The sequence below is a fragment of the Flexibacter flexilis DSM 6793 genome (genome assembly GCF_900112255.1).
GTDB lineage: Bacteria > Bacteroidota > Bacteroidia > Cytophagales > Flexibacteraceae > Flexibacter > Flexibacter flexilis.
In genome coordinates, this window is sequence record NZ_FOLE01000023.1 from 1 (window position 1) to 9,123 (window position 9,123).

Sequence of the window (9,123 nt, forward strand, 5' to 3'; positions counted from 1 at the left end):
AGGAACCAATTGTATCCTTATTACAGGTTTAGCAGCACCTCCGCGCACAAAGACAAGTCCATGAATGCCGAAACTGTTCATGGGCGACTGCGCCAGATTTTTGAAGGAATCGTGTTGAGTCCCAAGCAAAAAGAGACGTTCAAAGTCATTTTATTGAATAAATATGAGCAGTTGGAAGCGCAAACCCAACGACAAGGCCAAGAACAACAAGCCAAACTTTTGCAATTAGAAAAAGAACATAGTGGATTGATAAACAAATTGTTACAGGTAAGTAACTCGACGGTGATACAGAAAATAGAAGCGGAGCTGGAGAAAGTGGAATTGCGTATAGCCGCCCAAAGAGAGGCGATGCTGAGTCCCTCGACACAGCAGCCGCTTGGCACAGAAATTTTAAAAATGGTAACAGAGTTGATATTGAATCCTCAAATGGCTTGGGAGGCGGCTAATGTCAGCCAAAAGCAACAATTTTTGCAATTGTGGTTCAAGAGTAGCCTGAAAGTGAAGCCTTGAGAAAAGTGATTCTTGAACCTTCCAAAGAGTGCTTTGCGAGAGGCGTTTGAACAGATTAAGAAACAACCGTCCCATGATTTGCAGTCTATGGTACAAATCTTGAACCGCTTTTGGCCACTGTTGCAATCCGAACTGTTCATATGGTCGCAGTATAAGGAATGGGGTGGAGTTTCTGTGTAAGGAAGGATAGGTTTTCTATAAGTAAAGCCATCTCAGGAAAATGCTCAACATTGTTTGATCTGTGGACTTCTTGGATATGACTTTTCTGTTACCTTACATTCTTTTATTAGTGCTTAAGGATAATAATTTTAAGTGTTTTGATTTATGTGGAAAACTTTTTTTCAAGCCGTGTCACCCTTTTTTGCTTTGGGAAACGTCTTGTATGTGTATTGGTAGATTTAAAGCGATTGATTGTGGGTCAAGGTTTTGGATAGATTGTATATTACTCTTTCTAGATAGTCCTCACTATAAGATGTATAGGACTTATACTCATTCTGCAAATTGTTTTATTGCATTATTTTATTAACAGACTTAAAATTAAATATAACAAGAAAAATGAACTCTAGTTAGAATGCCTTTGATACAACCACACTATGTGTGAAGTGTGTCCAAAGAAATGGGAAATCGCTTTGCTAATAAAGGATTTAGAATTAAGCTGCATAAATAAAAATTAAACTTTTTTTTCGTTATGATTAAGAAAACACTTATTTTAAAATACTTTTCGGCAGTTGTTGTCTTTGTGTCAGTTGTTGGTTTTTCTTCCTGTCAGAAAGAACAGAGTATTGTGAAAAAAGAAGTAAATATTTCTAATGAAGAGTTAGAGATGTTGGCGAATAATTTAGTTGCTACTAATCTTTCAGATGAAGAAATAACTAAAACAGTATCGCTATTCAAGACTCTATCTACTGATGATTATAAAACGTTTATACATTATCAGGCAAGAGTAATGGCAAGGGTAAATGATATACCCTTTGAGGTCGCATTACAAGATAGAGAGCGTCTATTGTCAGAATCTATCTATAAGTTTGGGAAGTCTCCCAATCAACTTTCGGATGTAGAAATCGAGTTAATTGTTCCTTCGGTGAAAAACAGTCAATCAAAGTTGGCTAGTTCATGTCCTCAGTATTATCATGGAATCGTAACTCAGCAATATTCTACATATAATACAAGTTGTTATGCCGTATGGGATGCTACAGATCCAGGACAAACGGACTGTGATTATGAATTGGTATTTTATGTGGGGCCTGCAACACTAGCATCTCCATACAAAATTCGAGGAATAAGTGTAACGGCAAGGAATATATTAAGCATTGGTGGTGTAAATGGAAGGCAATCTGGTGAGTATGTATATATATTGGTTGGTAAAAATAGAAGTAATGCACTGTATTATGCGGTTGGGATACAGGATGAAGTACAGGCATTAAAAGCAGAAATGAAGCTACAAAAATAAGCCTTGATTTTTAAAGGCTATTGTCTAAGGTTGGTGCTATGTGCCAACCTTTTTTACTGTTCATATAATATATGAATACTCCCCTTAAAATTATTCTCTGGACTATTGTTGTCGTTGTTGTGATTTTTGCGTTTATAGCGTCAAACCTTCCCTACTTTGTGGACGCCGCTCCATCATTTTTGCGGGTTCTTGCGACAGGAATATGGTATATTTTTGTTCCTGTGCAAGGAGCTTTTTTGCCTTCCGTATTGTATAAGAGTAACAATAAAAAATTGCTTATCGTCACTGGGCTTGCTCTTGTTCTGCGACCAATCTTCCAATACTTCTATAACCCTCTTGTTCCGATAAATCAGCTAGCCAACTTTATCTTCCCAGAAAATTTATCACGATTCTATCATGTGATTTTTTCGTATATAGTGGCAGTCTTGACAGTTGGTTATTTTTCTACTTTGCTAAACCGTCTTCTTGATTGATTCCTCAGAAATAGATCAAGGCAATTTGATAATAGGGAATCTGCGGTATAGTATCTTATTATAGTTGAATTGCTACAATGATTCTCAAGGTCAATATTTACTCCGAAATAAAAAGCTCTCCACTTGTGAGAGTCTTTTTTTACCAAAAATCCCCCCGTAAGGGGGAGAAAAATGCAGTCTATGGTACAAATCTTGAACCGCTTTTGGCCACTTTTGCAACCAGAACTGTTCGCATGGTCGCAGTATAAGGAATAGGGTGGAGTTTCTGTGTAAGGGGTGGAATTTTATTCAGTATTGATTTATTAATTAAAATAAACAGTTACAATCTGTTACATTTTGGATTTTATAGCTTGCATTTAGTATTTTTATGTCTATTTTTGATTATATATAAATAATACATTTTAATGCTGTCTTATAGAATAATATGGAGATAACAAAAGTTCATGCAAGTAATGTAAATGCCATAGAGAACTCTTCAGGTTGTAAAATACATTCCCTGTATTTAAGAATAACCAATTGGAAGTCTGTTATAAGTGAATTTGAAACGCATATTTCTGATACAAGTTGGATAGGGAAGTTAAATGATAAGACAGCTCAAATATCTTTTAGAGCTAATGTAGAAAGGACAATTAATAAAATAGTAAATGATATTATAGCAAAAGTATCTTCTTCAGTGAATAAAGATATTGGAGAATATCTCATTTCTTATACTGCACAATGTGCTTTAGAAAAGGAGTATAGACACCAGAAAATTCCATTAGCAGAGTTATGGAAAGAAAAAGTTTCAGGCAACCCAGGTTTTGATTTCCATACAATTAGTAGCAGTAATTATCTGATTTTTGGGGAAGCTAAATTTAGTTTAAGCGTTACCCCACGCGAAAAAGCATTAAATCAAATAGAAGAGTTTATTGGTAATAATAAAGATAGCGGAGAATTGATATGGTTAAAACCTTTTTTAGATGAAACAACCTTAGCTAATATTACTAATAATAATGAAAAAGGATACACTGCTGCATTTTCTTTTAACAATGAAAGTATAGATATAACTTTTACAAATGCACTTACATCCTCAGCACTAAAAGAAATAACCAAACATAAAGAACTTTATTTAATTGCCATAGAAATATGCTAAGCAGTAGCTTTTTTCAATCAAAAATTGATTCTGATTTGATTAAAAAAATATTCTTAGATTTTCATATCAATGGACCTATTGATAATAATCATTTAGAATCTTTGGCGTATATGAAAAAGTTTTACCCAAATGAATTTACAGAATATGAAGGTAAATTGATGTTTTTGATGGGTTTATTTTATAAAACTCAAAGCCCTAATACATTCTTAGAAACCATATATAATACATACGCTCAAACAATTTTAGCAGAGACTGGTCACCAATTTACTCCTATACAAGCAAACGCTTACACCGCCATTAAAACCCATACAAATTTTTCTTTTTCCGCACCAACTAGCGCAGGAAAGTCTTTCCTATTTCAGCAATTAATTAAAGAGACTCACGGAGATATTATTATTATATTGCCTTCAAGAGCATTAATTTCTGAATATTTGATAAAAATAAAACAAATAGTCTCCAAAGAAACGTTAGTCCTGCAATTTGTTGAGGTAGTTAATACAAAAAAAACTAAAAATAGAATTTATATTCTGACTCCAGAAAGAGGAGAAGAAATCTTTAAAAATGTAGATAAACTCAATTTAGAGCTTATTTTATTAGATGAAGCTCAGATTTCAGAAGATGGTATTAGAGGAATGAGATTCGATTCTTTAGTAAGAAGAATCGACAAAAAACTAGGTCATGTAAAAAAAGTGTTCACGCACCCTTTTATCCTCAATCCAGAAGCTCAATTTACTAAACATAACATTATAAATAACACAAACTATGCAACATATAATCAAAAGACTGTAGGAAAAATCTATATCGAATATTTTCAAAATACGTTTAAATATTTTTCTCCTTTTGAAGACGGAACAAAAGGAGAATTAGTTGCTCCAGATATAGTAAAAGATGTAATTAAGAGCAATGGTACTGTTCTTATTTATATTTCAAAGAATAATATTTACCAAAACAATTATTTTGAAAAATTCTCACAGTATATTGATTTATGTCCAGAAATAGTAGATACAAAGGCCACTGCCTACATCTCCCAGCTTGAAATGTTTTTAGGAACCAAAGACGATGAAAGTAAATACTCTAACCTAATTTCTCTGATGAAAAAAGGTATAGTGATTCATCATGGTTCAATACCCTTAAAGGCTCGCTTAATAATTGAAGAGTTTGTAAATGGAAATTATGCTAAAATATGCTTCTCTACTTCTACTCTTATTCAAGGAATTAATATGCCATTTGATATCATTTGGATAGATAACTTTCGCTTCACGGGCAGTGATGACAAAAAAATATTAGATTTAAAAAACTTGATAGGTAGAGCAGGAAGAACAACTCTTGAGGATGCTAGTTTTGACTATGGTTATGTTATTGTATCAAAGAAAAATAAAAAGTCTTTTATGCAAAGATTACAACAAGAATCGGTTCTATCTTCTATTTCTGTTTTGGACGATGAACGCAATTCTAATCAGGAAGATTTTATTGATATTATTGATGCCATAAAAAATGATACTTTTAATCCCGAACTACAGCTAACAGAAAGTCAAATTAAAAGGATTTCTGAGGCAAATATAGATGAGTCAATAGCACTTATTTTAAATAGTTTACTAAATCAAGAAGGAACCCTATTAACGGCAAGAGCGTATTATAATTTAGAAAAGCCAAGGCGTAAGAGCATTAAAGATGCCTTTCAAAATATTTACAAAGCGCATTTAAGGCGTACAGAATTATCTTCGGGAGAAAAAGGAGTATTGGACACTGCAATACCTATTTTATTATGGCAAATTCAAGGTAAGTCTTTTGCTGAAATAGTCTCACTAAGATATGCTTTTTTAGCCCAAAAAGAACTCCAAAACCAACTCAAAAGAGAAAATAGAGCAAGTGAATTAGAAAGAGTAAAAGTAAGATTTTCTTGCGTAGCCGAGTCTTTACCTAACAAATCTTTAAAAAGAAGTATTCCTCTTTTTAAGCAAGGAACAAGTATATTGAACGTTGATTTTGATAAAATTGTATATGACACTTACGATTATATAGACAAAGTATTATCATTATCTATCAAAGACCCTTTATCTAGTGCATTCTTATTATACTTTCAGGATACAAATGATTTCAGAGCAAAAACAATGAGCAACCTGATAAGATACGGAACAGATAACGAAACTGAAATATGGATGCTAAAATATGGCTTTAGTTTTGAAGAAATTGAAATATTAATTGAATATATCGAAAAAATAGATGAAACTGAAATTGTTTTTAAAGGCAGTATTTCGGACTTTATTAAAGACTCCAATAACTTTAAATTAGTTGAAAGATACTTGTAATAATCAAATGAATTATCCTATTGATTTCCCGCAAAACATATTTATCATTGCAGATGTATTTTTAATGATAAGACCTTTATTATAAATGAATTACTAATGTACACTTTTGCTGATTTATTTTGTTGAATTGGAGGATTTCATTTAGCCTTACATAATTTGTGATTAAAATGTGTAATGGCTTGTGATATTAATGATAAAGCAAGAAGTACCTATGAATTAAATTTCAAAGACAAGTCTCCTGATATTTTTGAAAATAACCTATTTTATAAAGATATTCATCATGTTGATGAAAAAACTGTTCCAGATTTTGATATTATTTGCGCATGATTCCCATGTCAGCCATTCAGTTTGGCGTGATTTAAACGTTGATTTGAAGATGAAAGAGGTAATTTGTTTTTTGAAATAACAAGACTTATCAAACATAAAAGACCAAAAGCGTTTTTTCTTGAAAATGTAAGGCATTTGGAAAAACATGATAATTGAAGAACTTTGGAGACCATTATAAATGCTTTAACAAAAGAATTGTGATACTCTTTTTATTACCAAATTCTAAAGGCATCAGATTACGGACTTCCTCAAAATCGCCCCAGAATATTTATGGTTTGATTTGATAAAACCAGATTAGTTGAAAATGCACCCTCATTTCTATTTCCGCCCAAAAGAGCATTAAAAATGACAATGTCTGATGTATTTGAAGGAAACTGCGAAAAAACAATTGGATTTACCCTAAGAGTCTGATGAAAAGGCTCGGCAATAACGGACAGAAGAAATCGAGATGGTTACATTGTCGATGGAAAAGAAAGAAGAGTAACACCCAAAGAATGAAAAAGAATGCAAGGTTTTCCCGATAATTTTGAATTTCCTGTCACCAATAATGAAGCAATGAAACAGCTTGGAAATTCAGTAGCAATAGACGCAATTCAATATACGGCACAAGAAATTGTCAAATATCTTGATAAGTTTTTTATAAAGTAATTTACCAATATGATTACTTGAAATAAAGGAGAATGGAGCGAGTTTTATGTTTTTTTGAAATTACTTCTTGAGAAAAAACTGTCCTTATGAGATAGAAATCTTAACATTTCTTGATTGCCTGATTTAAAGTTTAAAAAGTTGCTAAAATACGAAGGAGAAGACAAAAAAGAATATCATTATGCCACTGATTCACAAGAAATAATCATAGAAGAAAGAACAGGCGAAACGATTTTGAAAATGAGCTGATTAGAACACCTTGTGGCAGAAATGTATAGTGAAATAAAAGAAAATACTGAAACAACTTTTACGATTATTGCAGCGAATGATTTGCTAAATAGTTTAAAATTCCATTCGGTAAAACAATCATCTCAAATGAAATCTGACATATATGGTCTTATTGAAGACGACGTAATATGACAAGACATAGAAGCTGGTTTTAGTATAAAGTCATCTCTGGGAGGTTTATCCACCTTATTAAATGCCTCTAAACACACTAACTTTAAGTTTAAAATCAACAACTTAAATAAAGAAGTTATTGAACGTATTTGAGAAAAACACGTTACTTATAGAAACTGAAAATCATCCTCTAAGATACAAAAAGTCATCAAAGAAATCTATGAAAATGGATGAGATTTGGCTTTTTGTAAATGAGACAACTCTCCTATTTTTGAAGAAAACTTATTGAAAATAGATTCCTTAATGCCAGATATTATCGGAGAGGTTTTGAAAATATACTATCGCTGATTTTGCAACAAATTGCTTGATATAGCTCCTTATATTAAAGACGTTCCTGTATTTTTTAATAATGGCATAACAGAAGAAAATATTATATTGAAAATCAAGCAATTGTTGATTATGATAGCCTCAGTAATGATGCCTAATACCCCTCGAGATGGGTTCAGAACAGAGGCAAAAGGATATATCATTGTCAAATATGATGGCAATTTGGTTGGCTTCTATATCTACAATGAAAATGAATTTGGCGAATACCTTATTAACAACATCAAACTGGATACACCCAGTACAAGCAGGTATGGAATAGGCGTTCCTATTCTTGAAAATGGGGAATACTACATATACCTAAATTTACAATTAAGATTTATTGGGTAAAATCCACATAATTCCAATATAAAACAAGACCATTCACAGATATATAATCCCAACTATTTCCTCCCGCACCTACTAAAAAAACACCCCAAACCCTCCTTGTGCGGGACGGCTTGGGGTGTGGAGTGGTTTAGTATTCCTCTGGAGTGAGGATAGTAAAGTGGTGATATTCTCGGTTGCCCACTAACTTGTTTTCCTGCAAACTGCGGCGTGGGGTCGTGTCTATCACCCAAATTTTCTGCTCACTCTCGGGCTGATAATACACCTGCAAATAATCTATGCCCCCTTGCGCTTTGGCCAAGTGCTGCAACTCCGAAATAATGCTTTGCACATTTTGTGGGCTAAGTAACTCCTGCGCTCATGGCGTGACAAATGGTGTGCCGTCAAAGAAGAAATCGCCACTGGCTACTTCGGGTGTTTTTCTGATTCGTGTGTGGTTCATGGGAACGGATGGAAAGAGTAAAAGTAGCTATCAAAGAGCTACAGCCTGCCTCTAATCGCAAGCCCTCAAGGTCAAGGTTTATCCATGCGGAGAAGAACCGATTTTTGGGCAAGAAGTAGGCGAAGCCCAAAAACGCGTTCGATACCAGTGTAGGATATGGCCTTGACATTCAGAATTGCAGGTGGGATAACAGGAATTGCAGGTAGGATAACAGGAATTACAGGTAGGATAACAGGAATCGCAGGTAGGATAACAGGAATTGCAGGTGGGATAACAGGAATTGCAGGTGGGATAACAGGAATTACAGGTGGGATAACAGGAATTACAGGTAGGATAACAGGAATTGCAGGTGGGATAACAGGAATTGCAGGTGGGATAACAGGAATTACAGGTAGGATAACAAGAATTGCAGGTGAGATAACAGGAATTGCAGGTAGGATAACAGGAATTGCAGGTAGGATAACAGGAATTGCAGGTAGGATAACAGGAATTGCGGGAGCAGAATATTAAAACCCCATCTAAATCTTCCCCAAGGGGAAGACTTTAATAGGAATTGCGGGGCGGATAAATGAAAAAGAGACGCAATAATTTGCGTCTCTACGGGGTATTGTGAAAATGTTGGCTAATTGCTATTTGGGAATCGGATTAAAACGCAAGCCGCTGATTTGCTTGTATTGGGGACTGGTTGCACCAAATACGGATTTGACATAGTTTTTTACGTCTTG

At 33.9% G+C, this 9,123-nt stretch carries 10 protein-coding genes and 2 pseudogenes; 10 read left to right on the top strand and 2 right to left on the bottom strand.

What is annotated here, in order from left to right:
• The 10 genes and pseudogenes from BM090_RS17795 to BM090_RS17830 all read left to right on the top strand — a co-directional run.
• Positions 1-510: hypothetical protein (locus tag BM090_RS17795; RefSeq protein WP_221405430.1), on the top strand; the 510-nt coding region annotated here is incomplete at its 5' end.
• A 688-nt stretch (positions 511-1,198) separates the two neighbouring features.
• Complete coding sequence (locus BM090_RS17800) at positions 1,199-1,960, top strand: hypothetical protein (RefSeq protein ID WP_091516964.1); 762 nt, start codon at positions 1,199-1,201, stop codon at positions 1,958-1,960.
• Between the two features lie 71 nt (positions 1,961-2,031).
• Positions 2,032-2,433, top strand: a complete 402-nt coding sequence (locus BM090_RS17805; RefSeq protein WP_091516968.1) for a hypothetical protein — start codon at positions 2,032-2,034, stop codon at positions 2,431-2,433.
• A 424-nt stretch (positions 2,434-2,857) separates the two neighbouring features.
• Positions 2,858-3,565 (top strand): hypothetical protein, encoded by a 708-nt coding sequence (locus BM090_RS17810; RefSeq protein WP_091516971.1) that lies wholly within the window; start codon positions 2,858-2,860, stop codon positions 3,563-3,565.
• Complete coding sequence (locus tag BM090_RS17815; RefSeq protein ID WP_091516975.1) at positions 3,559-5,874, top strand: DEAD/DEAH box helicase; 2,316 nt, start codon at positions 3,559-3,561, stop codon at positions 5,872-5,874. The genes BM090_RS17810 and BM090_RS17815 overlap by 7 nt, the downstream gene beginning before the upstream one ends.
• 174 nt (positions 5,875-6,048) lie before the next feature.
• Positions 6,049-6,480: pseudogene (locus BM090_RS18955) on the top strand (DNA cytosine methyltransferase).
• Between the two features lie 225 nt (positions 6,481-6,705).
• Positions 6,706-6,849 carry a DNA cytosine methyltransferase gene (locus BM090_RS18960; protein ID WP_221405432.1) on the top strand — a complete coding sequence of 48 codons (144 nt, stop codon included), beginning with the start codon at positions 6,706-6,708 and terminating at the stop codon, positions 6,847-6,849.
• Positions 6,850-6,873: 24 nt separating this feature from the next.
• A pseudogene (locus tag BM090_RS18965) lies at positions 6,874-6,939 on the top strand (hypothetical protein); the annotation flags it as partial.
• 333 nt (positions 6,940-7,272) lie between these two features.
• Positions 7,273-7,398, top strand: coding sequence for an HpaII family restriction endonuclease (locus BM090_RS18970; protein ID WP_091516987.1), 126 nt, complete (start codon positions 7,273-7,275; stop codon positions 7,396-7,398).
• A 207-nt stretch (positions 7,399-7,605) separates the two neighbouring features.
• Positions 7,606-7,959 carry an HpaII family restriction endonuclease gene (locus tag BM090_RS17830; RefSeq protein ID WP_091516978.1) on the top strand — a complete coding sequence of 118 codons (354 nt, stop codon included), beginning with the start codon at positions 7,606-7,608 and terminating at the stop codon, positions 7,957-7,959.
• A gap of 127 nt (positions 7,960-8,086) precedes the next feature.
• On the opposite strand, the gene BM090_RS17835 is transcribed toward BM090_RS17830, so the two are convergent.
• Both BM090_RS17835 and BM090_RS18975 read right to left on the bottom strand, forming a co-directional pair.
• Positions 8,087-8,287, bottom strand: coding sequence for a hypothetical protein (locus BM090_RS17835; RefSeq protein ID WP_091516981.1), 201 nt, complete (start codon positions 8,285-8,287; stop codon positions 8,087-8,089).
• A gap of 189 nt (positions 8,288-8,476) precedes the next feature.
• Complete coding sequence (locus BM090_RS18975) at positions 8,477-8,905, bottom strand: hypothetical protein (RefSeq protein WP_143084046.1); 429 nt, start codon at positions 8,903-8,905, stop codon at positions 8,477-8,479.
• Positions 8,906-9,123 lie beyond the last annotated feature (218 nt).

Bases quoted from the DNA above. Each gene is read 5' to 3' on its own strand.
- BM090_RS17800 (WP_091516964.1), top strand. From the start codon at position 1,199: ATGATTAAGAAAACACTTATTTTAAAATACTTTTCGGCAGTTGTTGTC.
- BM090_RS17805 (WP_091516968.1), top strand. From the start codon at position 2,032: ATGAATACTCCCCTTAAAATTATTCTCTGGACTATTGTTGTCGTTGTT.
- BM090_RS17810 (WP_091516971.1), top strand. From the start codon at position 2,858: ATGGAGATAACAAAAGTTCATGCAAGTAATGTAAATGCCATAGAGAAC.
- BM090_RS17815 (WP_091516975.1), top strand. From the start codon at position 3,559: ATGCTAAGCAGTAGCTTTTTTCAATCAAAAATTGATTCTGATTTGATT.
- BM090_RS18960 (WP_221405432.1), top strand. From the start codon at position 6,706: ATGCAAGGTTTTCCCGATAATTTTGAATTTCCTGTCACCAATAATGAA.